We start from the raw sequence: 24,369 nt of genomic DNA, 5'->3' as shown, positions 1-24,369 counted from the left end.
GATGCGCTGGTCACAAGGTGTGGCCGCCGGCGCGGCGGTGCTGGGGCTCGTGGTGCTGACGGCGTGCTCGGACAGCGAGCCGAAGAGCTCGCCGAGCCCTGGTACGTCGTCTGGGCCGTCTTCGGCGACGACGCCGTCGACCGAGCCGATCCCGACCGCTTCCACGCCGACGCTGACGCCGCTGCCGACGCCGTCGAAGCCGTGGCCGACGCCGAAGGTCACCGGCGAGCCGGAGTCGGATGCGCCGCTCGCAGAGCGGATCACGTTCGCGATCGCCAAGCAGGCGCAGGTCACCGCGGGCAAGGCCGCAAAGACGAGTGTGAACTGCCCGGGGATCAGCAAGGTCGAAAGCCCCGGTCAGCACGAGCTGACCTGCACGGTCACCTACGCGGGCAAGCCGTACACCGGGACGCTGACCGTCGACGCGAAGCAGTACACCGCGTCGTACAAGTTCACCTCCGCCTCGGTCGCGATCGTCAAGGCGAAGGTCCTCGACGCCGTACTGCGGACCGCCACGGACGCCGCCAAGGTGACCTGCACGATGGACGACGTTGCCGTCGTCAAGCATTCCGGCGAGCCGATCGCGTGCGACGTCACGACGACCGCGAACGCCGTACAGCCCTACAAAGCACAGGTTTCCGGCAACGGCCAGGTGCTCGTGACGAAGGCCTGACCGTGGTGAAGTTGGGCAATCTCACGATCGACACGCCCGTGGTGCTGGCGCCGATGGCCGGCATCACGAACGCGGCGTACCGGCGGCTGTGCGCCGAGCAGGGCGCCGGGCTGTACGTGTGCGAGATGATCACGTCGCGCGGCATCGTCGAGGGCGACCAGAAGTCGCTCGACATGCTGACGTTCGACCCGCGCGAGACCGTGCGCTCGGTGCAGCTGTACGGCGTGGACCCGACCTACATCGGGCGCGCGGTGCAGATCTTGTGCGACCAGTACGGCGTCGCGCACATCGACCTGAACTTCGGCTGCCCGGTGCCGAAGGTGACGCGCAAGGGCGGCGGTGCCGCACTGCCCTGGAAACGGAACCTGCTCGGCGCCATCCTCCGTTCCGCGGTGCACGCGGCGACGCCGTACGGCGTACCCGTGACGATGAAGACGCGGATCGGGATCGACCCCGATCACCAGACCTACCTGGACGCCGGGCGGATCGCCGAGGACTCCGGTGCCGCGGCGATCGGTTTGCACGGTCGGACCGCGACACAGGCGTACTCCGGGCACGCGGACTGGTCCGCGATCGCGAACCTGGTCGAGCACGTGAACATCCCGGTGCTCGGGAACGGCGACATCTGGGAAGCCGGTGATGCGCTGCGCATGGTCGCCGAGACCGGGTGCGCCGGGGTGATCGTCGGGCGGGGGTGTCTGGGGCGGCCGTGGCTGTTCCGCGATCTGGCCGTCGCGTTCGCCGGCGGTGCGGCGTTGAGCCTTCCGACGCTGGGCGAGGTTGCCGCGGTGATGCGGCGGCACGGTGAGCTGCTGGCGGAGCTGATGGGGGAGCAGCGCGGTCTGCGCGACTTCCGCAAGCACGTCTCCTGGTACCTGAAGGGCTTCCCCGCCGGCGGCGAACTCCGCGCCGCGTTGGGCATGGTCGACACGCTCGCTCGATTGGACGAGTTGCTCGCGCAGCTCGACCCCGACGTACCGTTCCCCGTCGCCGAACTAGGCGCCCCCCGCGGCCGCCAAGGCAGCCCCCGCGACCACATCGTCCTCCCACAGGGCTGGCTCGACGACACCGACGGCCTCACCGCCGACCTCGCCGAAGCCGAAATCGGCGTCTCCGGCGGCTGATCCAGCTCCCGCGTGGTTCGAGCCGCGGCCGCGGACGGGCGGAAGACGTTCACCGCGAGCACGCTCTACGACGCCGACGCCGACGCCGACGGCCGCGTCCTGGCGCGGGCGAAGCACACCTGGATCATGGTCGTCCCGGCCCTGTTCAACTGAACGATGTCCCTCCAGGTATGCAGAACCCCCTCGAACGCGGCCTGAGAGCGGCGTGTCGCGGGGTTCTGCATACCTGGGTGTACGCACGAAGAACCCCAACCCGTATCCAGGAAGCCGCCGCTGCGTCGTCAACCATGACGCTGACTCGTCCATCACCCCGCCCTGCACACCTGACGGCGGTTAAGCTCGGTGGATGGCGCGGAAGCCGGATGAGGTGCGGGACGGGGTTGAGCTGACCAACTTGGATCAGCCGTTGTTCGACGGGGCCGAGGCGACGAAGCGGGATCTGGTCGACTATCTCGACGCGGTGCACGAGCGGATCGTCCCGGAGTTGCGGGGCCGACCGTTGTCGGTGGTACGGATTCGCCCGGGTCAGCCGAAGTTCATGCAGAAGAACGTCCCGAAGTACACGCCCGACTGGGTGAAGACTGTCGAGGTGTGGGCCGAAGCGTCGAAACGCGAGGTGTCCTACGCGTTGTGCGACGACCGCCGCACGCTGCTGTGGTTCGCGAACCAGCGTGCCGTCGAGTACCACGCGACGCTGATGCGCGCCGAGCGCTGGGACCGGGTCACCCACCTGGTCCTGGACCTGGATCCGCCGGAAGGGGAGACGTTCGACCGAGCAGTGCAGGCTGCGTTGCTCGTCCGCCAAGCCCTGACCGACTCCGGACTGTCCGGCGCGGTGAAGACCAGCGGCGCGAAGGGCGTGCACGTGATCGTCCCGATCGTCGACACGGTGCCGATCGAGGACGCCGCGGCGGCGACGCGGGCGATCGCTGCGCGGGCCGAGAAGATCGATCCGTCGATCGCGACCACGGCGTACATCAAGGAGGATCGGCACGGGAAGGTCTTCGTCGACTCGACGCGCGCGGGTGGCGCGACGGTGGTCGCGGCGTACAGTCCGCGTGTCCGGCCCGGTACGACGGTCTCGTACCCGATCGGCTGGGACGACCTCGAGAACGTCACCCCACGTGACTTCACCGTCCGTACCGCGCTCCAGCACTTGGGCGACCGCGACCCGTGGGCCGACCAACTGCCGGCGCCGCAGACCATTCCCGACGACGTCCTGGCAGAGGGCCGCGCCATCCCGGTCGCCCGGGTCGCGGCGATGCACGAGGGCAAACGCCGCAAACGCGCCCGAGAAGCCCAGAAGCCTCCGGAATAGGCGCTATTCGGAGGCAGTCGAAAGGTCCAGCGCACGTCGACGTACCCCCGGCGCCGGATGATTGCGCAGGGCAACCAGCAGTGCGCGCCAGGCCGCGGACCATCCGGACCGCGGTCCGGCCGACATGACCAGCGCGTACCCGAGCAGCCCGGCCGCTGTGTCCGAAGAACCGGCCAACCGCTGAGCGGACGGATACAGCTCCTCCGGCTCCCAGATGTTCCACGTGTCAGCGAGCCGCGCCCGGACGAGATCGGCAGCCGTCAGCTCAGCCAACGGGTCCTGCGCCACCACCCCGACCAAGTCGTCCGCCGATTGCGTCAACACCAGCAACTGCAGGCGAAGCTCCACGAAGTCGGCCCCCGTCAGCTCGTCAGCCAACCCGACCAGCTGACCTCGGACCTCAGCCGATCGACGCCCGAACTGACCGGCCGAGCAAGCCACCAGGAAGGCAAGCCGCTGTCGCGCCGGGTGGTCCCGATCCGCCTCGGCCTCCGGCAACGACGGCGAGGCCTCGAGCCGCACCAGCTGCCGTACGGTGTCAACCAGCTCAGGCACCCCGGCCGGCGCATCTGTCGCCGCAAACGAGACCAGCGACGTACATGCATCCCGCCACACCCGGCTCCGCAGCTCCAGCCGGCCGATGAAGTCCGCACACACGCGAGCGACAGCCGGGTTGTACCGCGCCCACTGCCGCAACGCCAGCAACGCGGCACCCACCACCTCCGGCTCGCGACGCGTGGTCACAGCAATCAGCAGATCGGCGTACCGCGCGCGATACGCCGACGGTACGTCGTACGCGGACCGCGCCGTCAACGCGGCAGCAGTAGCCGGCGAATCGTGCACCGCCTGCTCCAGCACCGCCCAGGCCGCAGGGTCGTACAGCAGGTACTGCGACGCAGTACGCGCGATCGCCGCACGCACGTCCCGGTGCGCCGAGGACCACGCCTCGGTGAGTACGGCGCTTGCGCCCGGCGCACGCAGCTCACCGAGGATCCGCACCGCCTCCTTGCGCGACGTCACCTTCACGCCGTCTCGCGACAAGACCGGCTGCAGCAGTCCGGGCAGCAGACTCGGCCGTACGAACCGGGCAGCGCGCGTGGCTGCGTACATCGCGACCCGTGCGCGATCGTCACCCGCATGCGCCAGCAGCAACGGCAACGCCTGGTCCGGTCGCTCTGTCCACGCCAGTGCAGCGAGTGCGGCCTCCTGCAGCAGTACGTCGGAGCTCGCGAGGAACTCGTCCAACGCGGCCCGCCCAGCCACCGGTACGCGGCCGAGCATCTTCACTGCCGACGCCCGGTACCACTCCGGCATCCGCACATCACCGGCGACGCCGACGAGCAACTCGGCGTACCGGGCCTGCTGTCGCGGCAGCCAGCGTCGTACCGCGTGGTCGGACACCTCCCACGACGGACTGTTTCGGTCGAAGCGGCGGATCTGGTCCGCAGCCGCGAACACCGGGTCGAGCAGGTCGGTGCGGTACTCCGTGACGGCATTCCACACCGGATGCCATCGCGCCATCCTGACGTCTCGAGCGATGATCCGCTCGACACGCTCGGAGCGCGTAGCCGGCGCGTCCAGCCAGTACCGGCACGCAGACTCCACCGTGTACTCCTGGTTCGACCAGACGGCCCGCTCCAGCACCTCCTGCAGCGGCTCCAGCGTCGACGCCCGCCGCCCGAAAGCACCCGCCACGGCGAACGCCAGCCCGTACTCGTTCCGCTTCGCCGCAGCATCAACCGACGGCCGCAGTGCGTCGTACACCTCGCGTTCCCGTCCACGTGGCAGCCCGTCGATGAGCCCGTACAGGCTCAGTGAGCCCACCGTCTCGGTCAACCGTCCATGCGCGCGCAGCCCCCACTCGAGGACACCACGCCGGTCGTCGATGGCGCCGCGGACGACAGCGTGCTCGGCGAGCTCGGTCAAAGCGCGTCGCGTCGCCCAAGAGCTGTCCCGAGCGGCCAATGCGTCGGTCAGCAGCACCTCGAGCGGGTCGACAAGCGCCTCCGTCAGCAGCGTCGGTGGCACCTTCGCAACGGCTTGCAGGGCGTTGAGGCGCACCGCGTCCTGCTCGTTGCGGATGCGGCCGGCTGTCCACGTCACCGCCTGCACGACGTGTTCCGGCTGCCTGCTGCGGCCCGCCGACCGGATGACCGCTTCGTATACCGAACCGCGGACCGCCGCGTCCGAGGCGCCGACGTCCGGCTCCAGCAGTGCGAACGCGTCGTCGAACGGCAAGTGCGCGGCAACACTGCGCCGCCTGGCGCTGTCCTCGCTAACCACCGACAGCGCGAGCATCCGCCGCGCCTGCTCAGCGCGCACAGCATGCGGCAGTGCCTCCAGCAAGTCGCTGCTCAGCTGCGCCTGACCAAGGTCGACGTGCTGTGTCACCGCCGCGAAGATCCCAGCACGCCGGGCAGGCTGCACAGCAGTCAACGGACCGGCCAGCTGCGGCCACAGCGCACGTCCGAGCCGCACAAGCTCCGCATCGGAGTACCGGTACAACCGACGCCGGAACGCCGGAGTCAGCGCCCGTGTCACCACACGGCGCCGGTCCGGAGCCAGCAACAGCTCCAGCACACCGGACGGGTCGCGGTCGGTCAGCGGTCCGAGGATGCCGACCACGGCGGACGGCAGATCGTGCGCCGGCAGCGCGTCCTTGAACAGCTCCACCACGGCGTCGGGTGCCTGCTCGAAAGCCGCTGCGACACCGTGACCTACGCTCTGCCACCACTCGTCGTCCGCAGGCAGCGTCTGACGCGCGAAGCGCAGTACTTCGTCCACGTGGTGCTTCGCGAGCCCACGCCAGCCACCCGGCGTCACGCAGTACGCCAGCTCCGGCAAGAGGCGTCGTACCGTGGCGTGATCCGTCGCCGCCAGGAGACCGGTCGCGGCGACATCCCCCCACCGCGCCCGGTGCTCGTCGATCAGCCTTACGGCGAGATGCGTGCGGCGCTGGCGGCGTACCAAGGCCACGAGTCGCGACCGCAGCGCTGCGGTCGCATCGTCGTACACGATCCGCAGGTCGTCGTCCCCGACCGGTACGCCGCGAGCGACCGCCGCGAGCGCCCGCGACTGCACCGCGGGATCGGGGCCCCGCAGCATCCGGACGACGTACTCCGTGTCCCGCGTGACCTCCGCGATCTGCAGACCGAGCTGACGCTCGAACCCGGACCCGCGCGACAGCTGGTCGAGCAATCCGGTCAGCTGCGCGGCCTGGTCGGCGAGCAGCCGCGCCCGCTGCCGGTAGGAGAGGCCGTCGATCGATCGCAGCAGCTCGGGCAGACGCATGCCCCTATCCTGCCGAACGCCTGGTCGACGGGCGGGTGATTTGGTCAGCCCTTCGTCGACGCGTCCAGGATCATCGTCGCGGCTTCCCGGGCCCGCACCGCGGGGTCGGCCGAGCCGGAGATCGCGGACCGGGTGATGGCGCCTTCGCTGAGCAGGATCAGGTGGTCGGCGAGCCGCTCGGGATCGGCCGCACCGGCCTCGTGGGCGAGTCGCGTGAGCGCCTGCCGGAACCCTTCCTTGTGCTTGGACGCCAGCTCGGCGACCTGCGGCGAGACGGCGCCGAGCTCACCGAAGGTGTTGATGAACGCGCAGCCCCGGTAGTCGCGCTGGCTGGACCAGGCGTACAGGAAGTCGAAGACCGCGAGGATCCGCTCCCGCGGATCGGTCTGCGCGTCGACGTGCTCGGCGAGCATCGACTGCCAGAGCTCGTCGCGGCGGTGCAGGTAGGCCTCGATCAGGGCGTCCTTGGACGGGAAGAGCTGGTAGAGCCGCTTCAGCGACACCCCGGACGCCGCCCGGATCGCGTCCATCCCGACCGACTGCACGCCGCGTTCGTAGAACAGTGCGTCCGCCGCGTCCAGCACCTTCTGCTGCGCGTCCGCCGTGTCCAGCACCATCGCCCGCCTCCCGGGAGTGATCCGCACCACCTTGCGCGGAGAACCATCGTTCTCCTACCGTAGCAAACATCCAGAGAACGAGCGTTCTCTGCCGACCGAGGAGGATCACGATGACTGTTCTCGAACCCGCTGCCCAGGCCTTCGCCGAGGCGAGCGCGAAGCCGCCGTTCCTGTTCGACCTGCCGCCGGAAGAGGGCCGCAAGGCCGTCGACGAGGTGCAGACCACCGACTATCCGAAGCTGCCGGTCGACGAGGAGTGGGTGACCGCCGCGGACGGCACTCGGGCCCGGATCGTCAAGCCGCAGGGCGCGACCGGTGTGCTGCCCGTCGTCCTCTACCTCCATGGCGCCGGCTGGGTGTTCGGCAACGCGCACACCCATGACCGGTTGGTGCGTGAGCTCGCCGTCGGCGCAGGCGCCGCGGTGGTGTTCCCGGAGTACGACCTCTCGCCGGAGGTGTGGTACCCGCACGCCCTCGAGCAGAACTACGCGGTCGCCCGGTGGATCATTGCCTCGGGCAAGGATCACGGTCTGGACGCGCAGCGGCTGGCGATCGCGGGCGACTCGGTCGGCGGCAACATGACGGCCGCTGTCACGCTGCTCGCCAAGGAGCGCGGTGACGTGAAGTTCGCCCAGCAGGTGCTGTTCTACCCGGTCACGGACGCGTCGTTCGACACGGCGTCGTACCGCGAGTTCGCCGAGGGGTACTTCCTGCGGCGCGACGGGATGCAGTGGTTCTGGGACCAGTACACGACCGACGAGAACGAGCGGAACCAGATCACCGCGTCCCCGCTGCGCGCGACCACCGAGCAGCTGACGGATCTGCCGCCGGCGCTGGTCATCACCGGCGAGGCCGACGTCCTGCGCGACGAGGGCGAGGCGTACGCCGCCAAGCTCCGCGAGGCCGGCGTACCGACCACGGCGGTCCGGTTCGGCGGGATCATCCACGACTTCGTGATGCTCGACGCGCTCCGCGACACCCAGGCCGCCAACGCCGCGATCGAGCTGGCGATCTCGACCCTGCGCAAGGCGCTCAACTGACCCTGGCGAGCTCCGCAAACGCCTCGGCGAGTTTCGGCAACGTGTAGTGGGCGTTCAGGCCACTCGGGTTCGGCAGCACCCAGACGCGGGTGTCACCGATCATCCGGTCCTGCTTGCCGACTGCCGCCGTCCGGTCGGCGAACGCATCCCGGTACGCCGTGACGCCGAGCACGGCCAGCCACTCGGGTCGCACGTCGAGGACCTTCCGGACCAGATTCTCCCCGCCCGCGACGAACTCGGCTCGCGTGAGTTCCGCGGCCTTCGCGGACGGCCGGTCCACGACGTTGGTGATGCCGAGCCGATACGTGAGCAACTCCTGCTGCTCACTCGGCTGGAGCTGCCGGGGTGTGAAGCCGCTGAGGTGCAACGCCGGCCAGAACCGGTTGCCCGGCCGCGCGAAATGGTGCCCGGTGGCCGCCGACATCAGTCCCGGGTTGATGCCGCAGAAGAGCACCCGCAACCCCTGGGCGATCACATCCGGAATCTTGTTCACGCGACAGACGGTACCGAAGGACAGGAGGTAGCGACCGACCTCGCTCGATCTACCGCTGACGCCCGCCCGGTCGGCCTCGACTCGGCCGACTACCTCCTGTCCTTAGGGCCTCAGGACCGCCGGTGACGAAGTAGGTTGGGCGCATGCCCGAGGAGGCGATCCTGGAGCGCGCGGCGGTCGGGCACCTCGCGACGGACGGTTCGCGCGTGCAGACGTGGCAGTTGCCGCGCAGCATCGGTCCGGCCGGGACGATCAGCGCGAGTGTCGGCGACGTACTGGCGTTCGCGCGGATGCACCTGACCGACGAGCGGTACGCCGCGATGCAGGAGCCGCAGGCACCGTACGCGGCCGGCATCGGCGGCTTCGTCGACCTCGGCCTGACCTGGCGGATCTACGACTGGGGCGGCCGCCGGGTCTTCGGGCACGACGGATCGACGATCTCGCAGCTCGCGTTCCTGCGGATCGATCGGCAGGCGCGGCTGATCATGTGCCTGCTGACCAACTCGGGCAACGGCACGCGCCTTTTCGAGCCGCTCGCGTCCGAGGTGTTCACGCAGTACGCCGGGGTCGCGCATCCGCCGGTGCCGCAGCCGATCGACGGACAGGTCGACGATCGCCATGTCGGACGGTACGAGCGGGCCAGTGTCCGACTCGACGTGACCAGGCGTGACGATGAGCTCGTGATGGTCTACACCGCAACGGGGGACCGGCTGCTGTTCTCCGAGGACCCCGAGCACGTCTACGAACTGCGTCCGACCGAGCCGCTGGACGGCGACCACTTCGTCACCCGGGAAGCGCCCGGGCACCCGTGGGCTCCGGTGACCTTCCGGCCGGGGCACGTGTTCACTTCCGGCCGGGTGACGCCCAAACGGTCAGCTGTCAAGTGAAATATCAGGTGAGACAACACAGGTGCGCATTGGGGTGAGCGAGCTAACGTCGCATCTGTGACTAGTGCACCTGCTGAACTTCCGCGTACGGCTGGTGACCTCCGGGCCGCCGGATACCGTCCTCGGTCGATCAAGGCCGAGATCCGTGACAACCTGCTGAAAGAACTCCGGGCCGGGCGTGACCCGTGGCCCGGCATCGTCGGATTCACTCGCACGGTGGTTCCGCAACTCGAACGCGCCCTGCTCGCGGGGCACGACGTCGTCCTGCTCGGTGAGCGCGGCCAGGGCAAGACCCGGCTGCTGCGCACGCTGGTCGGCCTGCTCGACGAGTGGACCCCGGTGATCGAGGGCGCCGAGCTGCCCGAGCACCCGCTCGACCCGATCACCCCTGCCTCGAAGCGCCGGGCGGCGGAGCTCGGTGACGACCTGCCGGTCGCCTGGTTGCACCGCGACCTCAGGTACGCCGAGAAGCTCGCCACGCCGGACACCAGCGTCGGTGACCTGATCGGTGACGTCGACCCGGTGAAGGTGGCCGAAGGCCGCAGCCTCGGCGACCCGGAGACCATCCACTTCGGCCTCGTCCCGCGGTCACACCGCGGCATCGTCGCGATCAACGAGCTGCCCGACCTGGCCGAGCGGATCCAGGTCGCGCTGCTGAACGTGATGGAGGAGCGCGACATCCAGGTCCGCGGCTACACGCTGCGGCTGCCGCTGGACGTGTTGCTGGTGGCAACGGCCAACCCGGAGGACTACACCAACCGCGGCCGGATCATCACGCCGCTGAAGGACCGCTTCGGCGCCGAGGTCCGCACCCACTACCCGCTCGACATCGACGCCGAGGTGGACGTGATCCGGCAGGAGGCCGAGTTCACCGCCGAGGTGGGCGAACCGCTGCTGGAGGTGCTGGCCCGGTTCGTCCGGCACCTGCGCGAATCGACCTCGATCGACCAGCGCTCCGGTGTGTCCGCGCGGTTCGCGGTCGCCGCTGCCGAGACGATCGCCGCCGCTGCGTTGCGCCGGTCCGCGATCACCGGCGAGGAGCCCGCGGTCGCGCGGCCGGTGGATCTCGAGGCCGTCCCCGCCGTACTGCGGGGCAAGCTCGAGTTCGAGCCGGGTGAGGAAGGGCGCGAGATCGAGCTGCTCGAGTACCTGCTGCGCCGTTCGGTCGCCGACACCGCCCGTGAGCGGTTCGCGGGGCTGGACCTCACGCCGCTCGCCAATGCCGTTGCCGACGGCAACATGGTGACGACAGGTGAGCGCGTGCCCGGCCGAGAGGTGCTGGCCGCGCTGCCCGAGCTGCCGGTCCTGCACGATGTCGCTGCCCGCGCCGGCGTCGACCCGAGCGACTCGTCCGGCCGGATCGCCGCCGCCGTCGAACTGGCCCTGGAGATGCTCTACCTGTCCAAACGCGTCGCCAAGGACGCCGACAACGACACGACGATCTACGGATCCTGAGATGAGCACGATTCCGGAAGGCTGGTCGTACGGGCCGTGGCACGACGGGCCGGATCCGTTGCAGCCGCCGGTGGACCTGCGGGACGCTCTGGACGAGATCGGCCGGGACGTGATGAACGGGGCGTCGCCGCGGTCCGCGCTGGAGGAAATGCTCCGCCGCGGTACGCGGAACACCCAAGGTCTCGACGACCTGACCCGCCGGCTGTGGGAGCGCCGCCGCGACATCCAGCGGCGGCACAACCTCGACGGCACGCTGCGCGACGTCCAGCGTCTGCTCGACGAGGCGTTGGCGGCGGAGCGGCGTGAGCTGTTCCCGAACCCGTCCGACGACGCCCGCTTCAAGGAGGCCGAGCTGGACGCGCTCCCGTCCGGTACGGCGGCCGCGGTCCGGGAGCTGGCCAACTACCAGTGGGAGTCGTCGGAGGCGCGGGAGAAGTACGAGCAGATCCGGGAACTGCTCGGCCGCGAGCTGCTCGGCTCCCGGTTCGAGGGTATGAAGGAGGCACTGCAGCAGACGACGCCCGAGGACGTCGAGCGGATCAACGAGATGCTCACCGACCTCAACGCGCTGCTCGCGGCGCACGCGCAGGGGCGTCCCGACGTACCGCAGCTGTTCGACGAGTTCATGGCCAAGCACGGCGAGTTCTTCCCGGAGAACCCGCGCAACGTCGAGGAACTGATCGACGCGCTCGCGCAACGGGCAGCCGCCGCGCAACGGATGCTGAACTCGATGACCCCCGAGCAGCGGGCCGAGCTGATGGAGCTGTCGCAGCAGGCCTTCGGTTCGCCGCAGCTCGCGCAACAGCTGGCGCAGCTGGACGCTCAGCTGCAGTCACTGCGGCCGGGGGAGGACTGGTACGGGTCCGAGCAGATGAGCGGCGACGACCCGCTCGGGCTCGCCGACGGCGCGCGGGCGATGTCCGACCTCGCGGAGCTGGACGCGCTGGCCGAGCAGCTGGCCCAGTCGTACCCAGGCGCGCGACTCGAGGACATCGACCTCGACGCGCTCACTCGTCAGCTCGGCGACGAGGCGACGGTGGACGCGCGCCGATTGAGCGAGCTGGAGCGGCAGTTGCGCGACCAGGGGCTGATCGAGCGCGCGCCCGACGGTTCGCTGCGGTTGTCTCCGAAGGCGTTGCGGCAGCTCGGTCAGACGGCGTTGGCCGACGTACTGCGGACCGCCCGGACCTCCGGTGAACGCGCAGCGGCCAATGCGGGCGCGGCCGGTGAACTGAGCGGGTCGTCACGCCCGTGGGAGTTCGGCGACACGCAGCCGTGGGACGTGCCACGGACCGTACGGAACGCCGTACTGCGCACCGCCGGGGCCGGCCGCGGAGCAGTGCAGCTCGACGTTGCGGATGTGGAGATCGCCGAGACCGAGCACCGCGCGCGGGCCGCGGTGGCGCTGCTCGTGGACACCTCGTGGTCGATGGTCCAGGAGGGGCGCTGGCTGCCGATGAAGCGGACGGCGCTCGCGCTGCACCAGCTCATCTCGACGCGGTACCGCAACGACGCGCTGCAGCTCATCACCTTCGGCCGGTACGCCGGGGTCGTGGAGCTGCCGCAGCTGATCGGCATGGAAGGCACCTGGGAGCAGGGTACGAACGCACACCACGCGCTGCTGCTGGCCGGCCGTCACCTGCGCCGGCACCCGGACGCGCAGCCCGTCGTCCTGATGGTGACGGACGGGGAGCCGACCGCCCACCTCGAGCCGGACGGTACGGCGGAGTTCTCCTACCCGCCGGAGCCGGCCACTCTGCGCAAGACGATCTTCGAGGTCGATCGGCTGGCCAAGCTCGGCGCCTCGCTGACCGTTTTCCGGCTCGGCGACGACCCGCGGCTGAACGCGTTCGTCGACCTGCTCGCGCGGCGCAGCGGCGGTCGGGTGCTGGCGCCGGATGCGGACGGTCTCGGCGCGGCCGTGGTCGGTGACTATCTGCGTACCCGTCGCAGGCTGTAGCCGCCGGCAGTACCGAAGGAGCGGACCTTGGACCCGGGAAGACCGGGCCAAGGTCCGCTGCTTTCTGTCCGGATCGGTGCTTGGCTCGGAATCGTCAGGAAAGTGGGTCATTGTCTCGCGTTGTCAACGCTGTAAGGGTTTTCCGGCCTTCGAGCTGTGGGAAGCGTCACGTGGTCATCGTGAGACCAGTGTTCAACTGGACTGGTTTCTGGGCTTACTCTGAAAACACGCCCCGCCACCGGAGTCGATGGGCCCAGCGGGCCACTTTCCCGCGCCTGAAAACACCCACCTGCAACCCAGGGAGTGACCGTGCCGAAACTCGTCTACGACTTCGCCGAAGGCAACAAGGACCTGAAGGAGCTGCTCGGCGGCAAGGGCGCGAACCTCGCCGAGATGACCAACCTCGGCCTGCCGGTGCCTCCCGGTTTCACCATCACCACCGACGCCTGCCGCGCGTACCTGAAGACCGGTGCGGTGCCGGCCGAGCTGGCCGAGGAGATCGACCGGCACGTCGACCTGCTGCAGCAGAAGATGGGCAAGAAGCTCGGCCAGGCCGACGACCCGCTGCTGGTCTCGGTGCGCTCCGGTGCGGCCGCGTCGATGCCCGGGATGATGGAAACCGTCCTGAACGTCGGTCTCACCGACGACTCGGTCAACGGCCTCGCCCACCAGTCCGGCAACCCTCGGTTCGCCTGGGACGCCTATCGGCGGCTGATCCAGATGTTCGGCAAGACGGTGCTCGGCATGAACGGCGACGTGTTCGAGGACGCGCTCGACGCCGCCAAGGCCGCGAAGGGTGCGCGGACCGACCTCGACCTGGACGCCGACGACCTCAAGGCACTGGTCAGCGCCTTCAAGAAGGCCGTTCATGACCACACCGGCCAGGAGTTCCCACAGGACCCGCGGACCCAGATGGACCTCGCGATCGAGGCCGTCTTCGGCTCGTGGAACTCCGAGCGCGCGATCCTCTACCGCCGCCAGGAGCGGATCCCCGGCGACCTCGGCACCGCGGTGAACATCTGCTCGATGGTGTTCGGCAACCTTGGCATGGACTCCGGCACCGGCGTCGCGTTCACCCGTGATCCCGCGACCGGCCAGCAGGGCGTGTACGGCGACTACCTGCAGAACGCGCAGGGCGAGGACGTGGTGGCGGGTATCCGCAACACGGTCCCGCTGGCGGAGCTCGAGCGGATCGACAAGACGTCGTACGACGAACTGATGAACATCATGGCCACGCTCGAAGGTCACTACCGCGACCTGTGCGACATCGAGTTCACCGTCGAACGCGGCAAGCTGTGGATGCTGCAGACGCGCGTCGGCAAGCGGACCGCCGCGGCCGCGTTCCGGATCGCGACCAGCCTGGTCGACGAGGGTGTCATCGACCTCGACGAGGCGCTGCAGCGGGTCAACGGCGCACAGCTCGCGCAGCTGATGTTCCCGCGGTTCGACGCGGACGCAGCCAAGGACCGGATCACGAAGGCGATCGCCGCGTCACCTGGCGCGGCGTCGGGCAAGATCGTGTTCACGTCGGCCGCCGCGGTCGAGGCCGCGGAGCAGGGCGAGAAGGTGATCCTCGTCCGGCGGGAGACCAACCCCGACGACCTGCACGGCATGATCGCGGCCCAGGGCATCCTGACCAGCCGCGGCGGCAAGACGTCGCACGCAGCGGTGGTAGCCCGCGGCATGGGCAAGACCTGCGTCTGCGGCGCCGAGGAACTCGACGTGAATGTTGCCCAGGGCACCATTACGGTCCGCGGCACGGTGCTCGAGGCCGGCGAGGTGATCTCGATCGACGGCACCACCGGGGAGGTGTACCGCGGCGAGGTCCCGGTCGTACCGTCGCCGGTCGTGCAGTACTTCGAGGGCACGCTGGCACCGGACGCGGGCGACGACCTGGTCGCGTCGGTGCACCGTCTGATCACGCACGCGGACGACGTACGGCGGCTCGGCGTACGGGCCAATGCCGACACCGCCGACGACGCGGCGCGGGCGCGGCGGTTCGGTGCCGAGGGGATCGGGCTGTGCCGGACCGAGCACATGTTCCTGGGGGAGCGGCGGGAGTCCGTCGAGCGGCTGATCCTCGCGGACACCGACGCTGATCGCGAGACGGCGCTGGCGGAGCTGGAGCCCTTGCAGCGTGGCGACTTCCTCGAGTTGCTGGACGCGATGGACGGGCTGCCGGTGACGATCCGGCTGATCGACCCACCGCTGCACGAGTTCCTGCCGTCGATGGAGGAGCTCGCGGTGAAGGTCGCGGTCGCCCGTGAGCGCGGCGAGGAACCCGGGCACGACGCGGCGCTGCTCGCGGCCGTGCAGCGGCTGCACGAGGAGAACCCGATGCTCGGCCTGCGTGGTGTGCGGCTCGGGCTGGTGATCCCCGGACTGTTCGCGATGCAGGTCCGCGCGATCGCCGAGGCGACCGCCGAGCTGCGGTCGCGCGGGAAGGATCCGCGGCCGGAGATCATGATCCCGCTGGTCGGCGCGATCCAGGAGCTGCACCTGGCCCGGGACGAGGTCGAGGCTGTCTTGAGCGACGTCGGCGTCGCGGGGGAGATCCCGATCGGCACGATGATCGAGCTGCCGCGCGCCGCAGTGATCGCGGACCAGATCGCCGAGTCGGCCGACTTCTTCTCGTTCGGCACCAACGACCTGACGCAGACCACGTGGGGCTTCAGCCGCGACGACGTCGAGGGCGCGTTCTTCTCGAACTACCTGGAGAAGGGCATCTTCGCGGTGTCGCCGTTCGAGTCGATCGACCGCGAGGGCGTCGGCGCCCTGGTCCGGACCGGTGTCGACCGCGGTCGGGCCACCAAACCCGACCTCAAACTCGGTGTCTGCGGCGAACACGGCGGTGACCCCGACAGCATCCACTTCTTCCACGAGGTCGGCCTCGACTACGTCTCCTGCTCGCCGTTCCGGATCCCGGTCGCCCGCCTCGAGTCCGGCCGCTCGAGTCTGGACTGATCCGGAAGCGGACGCCCATCACTCACCAACCCGCGCTCCGCTCGCCCCGGCAGGCTCAGCGAACCTGACGCGACGGCCCGCGAGGCGAGTTGGTGAGTGGTGCAGGTCCGCTCTTGACACGGCAGCGGGGTGACGGTCCGTACGCCGGAAAGCGGCGGCGGATCGGCGTTACCCCCGCTTTGATCACCGTGGGTCACGACTCTGAACAGACAGTAGGAATTTCCTTCACCAAACACTTGCGTCGGGGTGCGCGGGATGGTGAGAATGACCGGGCGGGAAGGGAGATCACTCGTCGACTTTCGGGTCTGACTCGAACCGGCCGCTGTGGCGGCTCGTGACTCCCTTCCCGCACCAAATCCCTTGTGTTTCAAGGCCGCTCGGCCGCGATGTAGGGTTCTCGGCATGGCCCAATTTGTCGTGCAGTTGCGCTTCGACCTGGATCAGGTGGACCGCCGGATGGCAGCCCGTCCGGCCCATCGTGAGTACCTCGCCGCGCTGAAGGCGGAGGGCAAGCTGGTCGCCGCCGGCCCGTTCACCGACCAGACTGGCGCGCTGCTCGTCTACGACGTCGCCGACGAGGCCGAGCTGCGCGAGATCCTCGCCAAGGACCCGTACCCGGACGACGTCTACGAGATCGCCACCCTCGCCGAATGGCAGCCGCTCTTCCCCTTCAGCTGAAGCCGAGGCTGAAGCCGCTCAGCTGTCGGCGCCTTCGAGGTGGAGGTGGTCGACGTACGCCCAGAGCCAGACCAGCGGGGCGAGTACCAGCTCGGGCTCGTCGTCCTCGTCGGCAATGAACAGCATCGAGGCCTCGCCGTTGGTGAGGTCCTCGATGACGGCCTCACACATCTCGACCGCGACCTCGAACGGCAGCAGCCGCGGACCGTTCTCCCAGCGCGGCTCGGGCAGCGGGAGGACGGGCGCCTCGTCGGTGCCGTTCAGCTCGACCGAGACCTTCTGCAGCTCCTCGTACAGGTCGAACGAGATCAGTCCGGCGACCGGGCGGCCGTCGAGGCCGACCAGGTACGGGTCGTCGGCGCCCTCGCGGAACGCGTCGCGGATGTCCGGCATCGCCGCCTTCAGATCGGTGGCCTCGAGGTACGGCGCCTCGTCCGGTTCGTCGGCGCCCTCGACCTCGACGAGTCCGCTGCGCATTTGGTCGAACTGGTGCAGCAGGTCGTTGAGCTCGTCGTACGCGCCCGCGCCCGGAGCCTTCTGGGCCCGCGCCTCCAGGTCCTTCAGGTGCTCGACCAGGTCGTCCTCGAAGTGCAGTTCGAATCGCGGCAACTCGGGATCGCGTCCGGCGTTGAGCTGCGCGACGAGTTGCGTCGACACCGGGCCGATCCGCTCGGCGAGCACCTCGAGCGGCATCGTCGGCTTCTCCTCGGCGTCGTGCACGCAGGAGTCGTCCTCGGTCTTGCCGCCGCCGTCCATCGCGAGCAGCACCTGGAAAGCCTGGAAGGAGACCAGCGCCGCGGTCGCCATGGTGCCGTCACCGATCAGCATCAGCGGGTTCTGACCGGCTTCGGTCCGGCGCAGGTGGTCCGGCATCAGGGTCGCGGCCTGGTCGACGTTCACCTGGCTGGCCAGCGACGACAGGCCGTGGTCCGTGTCCACGCCGAGCAGTTCGACCAGGCGCTCCGAGCTCATGTCGAAGTTCGAGCGCAGGTAGTACCGCAGCCAGCCGGCGTCGACGGGGTTGCTGAGCAACTCCGCGATCCGGGCCCGGAAGTCGGCCAGGTCGGCGATTGCCAGCACCACCAGTACCGGCTGGTCGCCGTCACCGATCACCAGCGGCCGGGTGTCGCCGTTCTGGAAGCCGTCGATGACTTGGTGCAGGCTGTCCGCGGCTGCCTCGAGCGGCCACGACTCCGCCTCGAACGCGCTGACCACCGCGGCGGAGGTGTCGTCGGGCATCTGCTGGGTCCTCTCCGGGTGGCGGCGGGAGTTGGGGGTAACTGTAGGCTGCCGGCGTTTCACTCAGGTATACGGGTGCTGTCCGGTCGCTTGGTGACGTTCGCTACGCTGTCAACGGCGGGTCGATGCAGCGATATCTCACATGTGAGATACAGTCCGGCTCATGAGCGATGACTACCTGAGCCGGATCGGAAACCTCATCCGGGACGCCCGCAAGCACCGCGGCTGGACGCAGGCGCAGCTGGCGGAAGTGCTGAACACCAGCCAAAGTGCGGTGAACAGGATCGAGAAGGGTCATCAGAACCTCACCCTGGAGATGCTCGCCCGGATCGGCGAGGCACTCGACTCCGAAATTGTCTCTCTCGGCGGCGGTCCGGTCCACCTCCGAGTGGCCGGTGGCCGCCGGTTGTCCGGCGCGATCGACGTCAAGTCGAGCAAGAACGCCGGTGTCGCGCTGCTCTGCGCCTCCCTGCTGAACAAGGGTCGTACGACGCTGCGCAAGGTCGCCCGTATCGAAGAGGTCAACCGTCTCCTCGAGGTCCTGAACTCGATCGGCGTGAAGACCACCTGGCTGAACGACGCCGGTGACCTGGAGATCGTGCCGCCAGCCCATCTCGACCTGAGCTCGATGGACGCCGAGGCGGCCCGCCGGACCCGCTCGATCATCATGTTCCTCGGCCCGCTGCTGCACCGCGAGGACGCCTTCGAGCTGCCGTACGCCGGCGGCTGCGATCTCGGCACCCGCACCGTCGAGCCGCACCTGACCGCGTTGCGCCCGTTCGGGCTCGAGGTGAAGGCGACCGGCGGGCACTACCACGCGCTGGTGAACAAGGCGATCACGCCGGGCAAGCCGATTGTGCTGACCGAGCGCGGCGACACCGTGACCGAGAACGCGATCATGGCCGCCGCCCGGCACGACGGTGTCACGGTGATCCGCAACGCCAGCCCGAACTACATGGTCCAGGACCTCTGCTTCTACCTCGACCTGCTCGGCGTGAAGATCGACGGCATCGGGACCACCACGCTGACCGTGCACGGCAAGGCAGAGATCGACGTGGACGTCGACTACGCGCCGTCGGAGGATCCGATCGAGGCGATGAGCCTGCTCACCGCGGCGATCGTGACCAAGTCCGAGATCACCATCCGGCGGGCGCCGGTGGAGTTCCTCGAGATCGAGCTCGCGCTGCTGGAGGAGATGGGCCTGGACTACCAGCGCAGCGAGGAGTACCTGGCCGAGAACGGCCGGACCCGGCTGGTCGACCTGACCACGCGGCCGTCGAAGCTGCATGCGCCGATCGACAAGATCCACCCGATGCCGTTCCCGGGGCTGAACATCGACAACCTGCCGTTCTTCGCGGTGATCGCGGCGACCGCGACCGGGCAGACGCTGATCCACGACTGGGTCTACGAGAACCGTGCGATCTACCTGACCGATCTGAACAAGCTCGGCGGCCGGGTCAAGCTGCTCGACCCGCACCGGGTGATGGTCGAGGGCCCGACGCACTTCTCCGGCGCCGAGATCATGTGCCCGTCGGCGCTGCGCCCGGCCGTTGTCACGCTGATCGCGATGATGGCCGCGAAGGGTACGTCGGTGCTGCGCAGCGTCTACGTGATCAACCGCGGCTACGAGGACCTCGCCACTCGGCTGAACTCGCTAGGCGCTCAGATCGAGACCTTCCGCGACATCTGAGTCGTCCGCACGCACGTCCGCACGCAGGTCCGCATCCTGCACGAACGCGACCGCTTCGGCGATCACCGCCGGGTCCGAAAGGATCCGGCGGTGGCCGAGGCCGGTGGTCGGCAGGAAGTGTGCGTGGTCGCCGTAGCTGCGCAGCAGCAGCCGCGCCTGCGCCGGGTCCACGACGTCGTCCTCGTCGTTGTGGACGACGAGCAGTTCGGCCTTCCCGGGCCGGACCGAGAACCGGGTCCAGATCTGGTCGTCACCGTCGAAGTACCTGCGCTCGATCGTCCGCCGTAGTACCCGGTTGATCTTCGGGCCGAGTCCCAGTTCGGCGCAGAACGCGTCGGTCAGGTACCCGAAGTTCGCGACGCCGCTGATCATCACCAGCCGCTGCGCCGCGACGCCCTCGCGGACCGCGTAGAGCGCGAACGGTACGCCGAGCGAGTGCGCGATCACCGCCTCGAACGGACCGTGCCGTTCCTCCAGCGCACGGATGATGCGCTGGTGGCCGAGGATCGACACCACGTCGCCACCGGAGTCGCCGTGCGCGGGAGCGTCGTACGACACCGGGCTGTAGCCGAGTTCGAGCAGTCGCGTGACGAATCCGGCGTACCGCGAGGCTCGTGAGCGCCAGCCGTGCACGAGGAGCACCGGGCGGCGTCCGTCACCCCAGGTGTAGGTCGTGACGCCGTCGACGACCTCCACCCGCGCCGCGGCGTGTACGGCCGCCTCGCTCGGACGAACCGCCGCTCGGGCCAGTGGGCGGCGCCACAGCTCGAACGCGAGCCGGCCGCCGAGGCGCGGTGACACCCCTCCGATCGTCCGCAACGCGGTGCTGACCAGCTTCTGCATGGCTCTCCTTCGGCGCTGGATGAAACTATACGAACGGTCGTATTATTAGTTCTGGAGGGCGGTGCCGTCAATGGACTTAGGATCAGGACTCGTGGAGAAGGTCGATGGGCGCCTGGCGCGCGGTGATCAGACCCGGCGCGCCGTCCTGCGCCGCGCGGTCGACATCGCCTCGGTCGACGGGCTCGAGGGACTGTCGATCGGGCGGCTCGCGACCGAGCTCGGGATCAGCAAGAGCGGACTGTTCGCGCACTTCGGCTCGAAGGAGGAGCTGCAACTGGCGACTTCGCGGGCCGCGCGCCGGATCTACGCGGACAACGTCGTGGTCCCGGCGTACGAGGTCGAGCCGGGGCTCGGGCGCGTCTGGGCGCTGAGTGAGCACTGGCTCGACTACTCGCGCAGCCGCGTCTTTCCGGGCGGGTGTTTCTTCCAGAAGGTGTCGCACGAGTTCTCGGCGCGGCCCGGTGCGGTGCACGACTACCTGGCGTCCGTGCACTCCGAATGGATGGAGATCGTCCGGACCGCGATCGCGGAGGCGGTCGAGCGGGGTGAGCTCGCGGGCGATCCGGCGCAGCTCGCGTTCGACCTGAACGCGTACTACGAGGCGGCGAACCTCGCCTCGATCCTGCACGACGACGTCAGCGGCTACGACCGCGCGCGCGAATCGGTGCGGACCCGGTTGGCGGCAGCCGTCGTACCCGGGAGTCCGGTGCCCTGGTGAGTGGGGAGATCGCGGTGCCGCCGGATCGGTGACGCGAGCAGAACCAGGCCTGCCAGCGGTACGCCGGCTGTCGTGATCCACAGTGCGGTGCTGAGGCCGAGAAGCTGGCCCAGGGTCCCGCCGAGAAGCGCGCCGAGCGGAATCGTGCCGTAGTTGACGAACGCCGTCGTGGCGGTGAGCCGCCCGAACAGGTCCGGCGGGCAGTACGACTGCAGGAACGTCGCCTTCACGACGTTGCCTCCGACGACGCCCAGACTCACGCCGAAGGCGCCGACGAGATAGAACGCCGGGCTGGTCGCACCCAGCGGGATCAGCAATGCGAGGGTCGGCAGGCCGAGTTCGCACAGCAGCAGCGCTCGCGCCGTACCGAAACGCAGGGTCTGGCGTCCGACGAACGCGCCGACGATGCCGCCGCTGGATGCGGCCGCGACGAGCGCGCCGACCGTGGCTGCGGTGAGGCCGGCCTCGCGGACCAGGAAGACGACGACGATCGCCTGGTAGCCCATCAATGCGAGGTTCGAGACCGCGCCGAAGATCGTCAGCGTCCGCAACCAGACATCACGCGCGACCAAGCGGATCCCTTCGCGGATCGCCCCCTTTCGCGGCGGGGCGTCGGTACGGCGCTCGCGGAAGCGGATCGCGGCGAGACAGCCGAGCGCGATCAGGAAGCTGGCCGCGTCCGCGAGCAGGGCGTTCGCCGCGCCGGCGAACTGAACCAGTAGACCGCCGCATCCGAGCCCCGCGAGCTGCGCGGCCGACGCGCTGCCGTGCAGTTTCGCATTGCCCTCGGCGTGATCGGGCGGATCGAGCAGCGTCGGCAGATAAGCGGTGTACGCCGTTTGGAACACGACCGAAGCGGCGCCGACGAGACCGGCGACGATCAATAGCAGGTGGATCGTCAGCAAGTCGCCGGCCATCGGGACCGCGGCGAGCAGGATCCCCGACAGAGCGGAGGATCCGAGCATCAGCGGACGCCGCCGGACCCGATCGACCCAGGCGCCGGTGGGCAGGCCGATCAGCAGCCAGGGGGCCCAGGAGGCCGCGGTCAGCAGGCCGACCTCGAAGGTCGTTGCATCGAGCATCGAAATCGCGACCAGCGGCAGGGCGACCGACGTCGTGGCGCCGCCGAACCGGTTGACCGTCTCGCCGATCCAGAACAGCCGGAAGTCGCGATGCGTCCGCAGCAGGCTCATGAGCGGCGGGGGAACGACTGCACCTGGACGATGACGCGCTCCGCTCGTTCTGGTGTGCTGGCGCCTGGTGTGCGGTCTGGTGTGCGGTCTGGTGTGCGGTCTGGTGTGCGGGCGTCTGCTGTGGTGGCGGGTGCGGTGCCGGCGGTGTAGCGGTCGATGACCGCGGCGAGCTCCTCGTTGAGGCTGTGCAACTGGTCCGGGGTGAGGTGGAGGTCGCGCCAGTCGGACAGGCCGGCCGCGCGCTGCCACTCGGCCGGCCAGTCCTCGTCGAGGTACGCCCGGACGCGGTCGTAGTACCGCTCGACCAGATCGCGCAGGTACACGTCCAGTGCGCGCCGCGTCTCCGGGTCGTCGAGGAACTCGGACGGGTCGAGGGTGGTCCGATCGGGGATCCGCCACCAGCGTTCGCGCTTGGTGCCGCGCTCGGGATCCTCCTCGAGGTAGCCGTGCTCGGCGAGCAGCCGCAGGTGCCAGCTGATCGTCCCGGTGTTCTCGCCGAGCCGTGCCGCCAGGGTGCTCGAGGTGGCTGGTCCGTCGAGCTCGATCGCCTCCAGGATGCGCATCCGGAGTGGGTGGGCCAGTCCGCGGAGACTCCGGGCGTCGATGCGTCGCATGATTGCAGAGTAATCTCTGCAAAGAAGTCTCTGCAATCCTGTCTGTCGGTGGTGGTCCCTAGGGTCGGCGACATGCGGCCTCATGTGGTGGCTCAGTTGGCGGTTTCGCTCGACGGAGTGACGTCGGGTTTCGACGTCGACCTCGCGCGCTTCTACGCGCTGGCGACGCTGTGGCAGGAGGATGTGACGCTGATCGATGCGGAGACGATCCTGTCCCAGGAGTACGCCGTACTCGCGGCGCCGCGACGTGGACCGCGTGCGGAGGGGCCGCTGCTCGCGGTGGTCGACGGGCGAGCCCGGGTGCGCAGTTGGGACGCGTTGCAAGAGCTCGGGTACTGGTCCGGAGTGCTCGCGCTGTACGCCGACCTGACGCCGGAGCGACCGCCCGACTCGACGACATCCGAGCTGATCACCGGCTACGACGAGGTCGATCTCGTCGAGGCGCTCGACATCCTCGGCCGGCGCGGCGTACGGACCGTCCGGATCGACTCGTCCGGCGCACTGCTGCGTTCCTGCCTGGCACTCGATCTGGTCGACGAGCTCGCGCTGCTCGTACATCCGGTGCTGGTCGGCGGCGAGCGCTGGTACGACACCGGCCGCCTCGACCTGCGGCACGCCGGCACGGAACTGTTCGCCGACGGCGTGCTGTGGAGCCGGTACTGCGTTTCGCGCTGATCAGCAGGCTTTTCCGCGAGTTCGGGAACTTCTGGTTTGGGTGTGACGTCAAACTGGGTACAGTGTACGAAGTTTCGTGCCCGGGGTGCGTCCGAAGTGCTCAGGGTGTATCCGAAGGAGGAGTGGGCTTGACCGAGACGGTGCCGACGACGGGCGGGTTCGTGCCGAGCGAGGAGGACGTGGCGAGCGTCCTCGCCTGGTTCGAGCACTACGACGCACTGGCTGCGCAACAGGACTACGAGGGGATGGCGGACGTCGCGCTGTTCCCGCTGAACGAGGTGTCGGACGACGGCAAGGGCAACGGGCGCGCCGAGCAGCTCGACCGCGCGGCGTACATCGCCCAGATGCAGCAGGTGATGAGCGGTGCAGCCGACGTGAAGCTGGAGACGACCCGGACGCCGCACTTCCTGTCGGCCGACCTGGTGTTCGTGATCAGCGACGGGACGATGACCTACCAGGGCCAGTCCCAGCCGATCCGCTACGGCGACCTGCTGGTCAAGGTCGCCGGCGAGTGGAAGTTCCAGACGATGGTCCAGGGCGGATGGGGATGACCAGCCTCGTGTGACTGACGGGTGGGTGATCGAGCCCACCGTGGGCGGTACACCCCTGGTCCAACACCAAGGGATAGCGCTCTTGTGACTGATGTGTTGGTGGTGACTGGGACTGCACCTGGGTACGCGCTTCGGCCGGCGGTCGAGGTTTGGGCGGGCCGCCCGCGAGGCCGCGCACGCCGGCGGGGTATCCGACTTGTGACCGATCCGATCGGCGGGCGGGTCCGGGCCCGGGAGATCGAGTCGGCGCCCGTCACCGGCAGCACGTACGGCCCGAAGATCTGGACCGACGGCCCCGGCGACAGCGTCAACACCCGCACCGTCACCGGCGGCGGCGACCCCGGCG

Annotated in this window: 21 protein-coding genes; 14 read left to right on the top strand and 7 right to left on the bottom strand. The window is 69.3% G+C overall.

What is annotated here, in order from left to right:
* Position 1: 1 nt before the first annotated feature.
* The 4 genes from AB0B82_RS25700 (at position 2) to ligD (ending at position 3,115) form a co-directional block, all read left to right on the top strand.
* Positions 2–673, top strand: a complete 672-nt coding sequence (locus AB0B82_RS25700; RefSeq protein WP_360173489.1) for a hypothetical protein — start codon at positions 2–4, stop codon at positions 671–673.
* Between the two features lie 2 nt (positions 674–675).
* Complete coding sequence (dusB, locus tag AB0B82_RS25695) at positions 676–1,797, top strand: tRNA dihydrouridine synthase DusB (RefSeq protein ID WP_360173486.1); 1,122 nt, start codon at positions 676–678, stop codon at positions 1,795–1,797.
* A 12-nt stretch (positions 1,798–1,809) separates the two neighbouring features.
* Complete coding sequence (locus tag AB0B82_RS25690) at positions 1,810–1,950, top strand: hypothetical protein (protein WP_360173483.1); 141 nt, start codon at positions 1,810–1,812, stop codon at positions 1,948–1,950.
* Between the two features lie 193 nt (positions 1,951–2,143).
* The gene (ligD, locus tag AB0B82_RS25685) at positions 2,144–3,115 is read left to right on the top strand and encodes a non-homologous end-joining DNA ligase (protein ID WP_360173480.1); all 972 of its coding nucleotides are present in this window, start codon (positions 2,144–2,146) and stop codon (positions 3,113–3,115) included.
* A gap of 3 nt (positions 3,116–3,118) precedes the next feature.
* Here the strand turns inward: ligD and AB0B82_RS25680 are convergent, their stop codons facing one another.
* Positions 3,119–6,406, bottom strand: a complete 3,288-nt coding sequence (locus tag AB0B82_RS25680) for a HEAT repeat domain-containing protein (protein WP_360173477.1) — start codon at positions 6,404–6,406, stop codon at positions 3,119–3,121.
* 44 nt (positions 6,407–6,450) lie between these two features.
* Positions 6,451–7,023: a TetR/AcrR family transcriptional regulator gene (locus tag AB0B82_RS25675; RefSeq protein ID WP_360173474.1), complete on the bottom strand. Its 573-nt coding sequence runs from the start codon at positions 7,021–7,023 to the stop codon at positions 6,451–6,453.
* Between the two features lie 110 nt (positions 7,024–7,133).
* On the opposite strand from AB0B82_RS25675, the gene AB0B82_RS25670 reads away from it, so the two are divergent.
* Entirely contained in the window at positions 7,134–8,063 is a 930-nt protein-coding gene (locus AB0B82_RS25670; RefSeq protein WP_360173471.1) for an alpha/beta hydrolase, read from the top strand.
* Here the strand turns inward: AB0B82_RS25670 and mug are convergent.
* The gene (gene mug / locus AB0B82_RS25665) at positions 8,056–8,556 is read right to left on the bottom strand and encodes a G/U mismatch-specific DNA glycosylase (protein ID WP_360173468.1); all 501 of its coding nucleotides are present in this window, start codon (positions 8,554–8,556) and stop codon (positions 8,056–8,058) included. The two genes, AB0B82_RS25670 and mug, sit on opposite strands and share 8 nt — an antisense overlap.
* A gap of 143 nt (positions 8,557–8,699) precedes the next feature.
* Between mug and AB0B82_RS25660 the strand changes: the two genes are divergently transcribed.
* The 5 genes from AB0B82_RS25660 (at position 8,700) to AB0B82_RS25640 (ending at position 16,500) form a co-directional block, all read left to right on the top strand.
* Entirely contained in the window at positions 8,700–9,443 is a 744-nt protein-coding gene (locus tag AB0B82_RS25660) for a serine hydrolase (protein ID WP_360173466.1), read from the top strand.
* A 57-nt stretch (positions 9,444–9,500) separates the two neighbouring features.
* Positions 9,501–10,898, top strand: coding sequence for a sigma 54-interacting transcriptional regulator (locus tag AB0B82_RS25655; protein ID WP_360173464.1), 1,398 nt, complete (start codon positions 9,501–9,503; stop codon positions 10,896–10,898).
* A gap of 1 nt (position 10,899) precedes the next feature.
* Entirely contained in the window at positions 10,900–12,858 is a 1,959-nt protein-coding gene (locus AB0B82_RS25650) for a VWA domain-containing protein (RefSeq protein WP_360173457.1), read from the top strand.
* A gap of 309 nt (positions 12,859–13,167) precedes the next feature.
* A complete protein-coding gene (ppdK, locus tag AB0B82_RS25645; protein ID WP_360173454.1) occupies positions 13,168–15,822 on the top strand; it encodes a pyruvate, phosphate dikinase in 2,655 nt (884 codons plus the stop codon).
* A 402-nt stretch (positions 15,823–16,224) separates the two neighbouring features.
* Positions 16,225–16,500, top strand: a complete 276-nt coding sequence (locus tag AB0B82_RS25640; RefSeq protein WP_360173451.1) for a muconolactone Delta-isomerase family protein — start codon at positions 16,225–16,227, stop codon at positions 16,498–16,500.
* Between the two features lie 18 nt (positions 16,501–16,518).
* On the opposite strand, the gene AB0B82_RS25635 is transcribed toward AB0B82_RS25640, so the two are convergent.
* On the bottom strand, positions 16,519–17,739 hold the full coding sequence (locus AB0B82_RS25635) for a hypothetical protein (RefSeq protein WP_360173448.1): 1,221 nt from the start codon (positions 17,737–17,739) through the stop codon (positions 16,519–16,521).
* A 163-nt stretch (positions 17,740–17,902) separates the two neighbouring features.
* Between AB0B82_RS25635 and AB0B82_RS25630 the strand changes: the two genes are divergently transcribed.
* Positions 17,903–19,429: a UDP-N-acetylglucosamine 1-carboxyvinyltransferase gene (locus tag AB0B82_RS25630; protein WP_360173445.1), complete on the top strand. Its 1,527-nt coding sequence runs from the start codon at positions 17,903–17,905 to the stop codon at positions 19,427–19,429.
* Here the strand turns inward: AB0B82_RS25630 and AB0B82_RS25625 are convergent.
* A complete protein-coding gene (locus AB0B82_RS25625) occupies positions 19,394–20,272 on the bottom strand; it encodes an alpha/beta hydrolase (RefSeq protein WP_360173442.1) in 879 nt (292 codons plus the stop codon). The genes AB0B82_RS25630 and AB0B82_RS25625 overlap by 36 nt on opposite strands.
* Before the next feature lie 91 nt (positions 20,273–20,363).
* Between AB0B82_RS25625 and AB0B82_RS25620 the strand changes: the two genes are divergently transcribed.
* Positions 20,364–20,990, top strand: a complete 627-nt coding sequence (locus AB0B82_RS25620; protein WP_360173439.1) for a TetR/AcrR family transcriptional regulator — start codon at positions 20,364–20,366, stop codon at positions 20,988–20,990.
* Here AB0B82_RS25620 and AB0B82_RS25615 read toward each other — a convergent pair.
* Entirely contained in the window at positions 20,915–22,183 is a 1,269-nt protein-coding gene (locus tag AB0B82_RS25615; protein WP_360173437.1) for an MFS transporter, read from the bottom strand. The two genes, AB0B82_RS25620 and AB0B82_RS25615, sit on opposite strands and share 76 nt — an antisense overlap.
* Positions 22,180–22,797, bottom strand: coding sequence for a helix-turn-helix domain-containing protein (locus tag AB0B82_RS25610; protein ID WP_360173434.1), 618 nt, complete (start codon positions 22,795–22,797; stop codon positions 22,180–22,182). The genes AB0B82_RS25615 and AB0B82_RS25610 overlap by 4 nt, the downstream gene beginning before the upstream one ends.
* Before the next feature lie 72 nt (positions 22,798–22,869).
* On the opposite strand from AB0B82_RS25610, the gene AB0B82_RS25605 reads away from it, so the two are divergent.
* Together AB0B82_RS25605 and AB0B82_RS25600 are read left to right on the top strand one after the other, a co-directional pair.
* Positions 22,870–23,472: a dihydrofolate reductase family protein gene (locus tag AB0B82_RS25605; RefSeq protein WP_360173432.1), complete on the top strand. Its 603-nt coding sequence runs from the start codon at positions 22,870–22,872 to the stop codon at positions 23,470–23,472.
* A gap of 128 nt (positions 23,473–23,600) precedes the next feature.
* Entirely contained in the window at positions 23,601–24,023 is a 423-nt protein-coding gene (locus tag AB0B82_RS25600; RefSeq protein ID WP_360173429.1) for a nuclear transport factor 2 family protein, read from the top strand.
* Positions 24,024–24,369 lie beyond the last annotated feature (346 nt).

The organism is Kribbella sp. NPDC048915, assembly GCF_040649595.1.
GTDB lineage: Bacteria > Actinomycetota > Actinomycetes > Propionibacteriales > Kribbellaceae > Kribbella.
The sequence above is the reverse complement of the archived record's forward strand: the minus strand, read 5'-3'. Positions and strand labels throughout refer to the sequence as shown.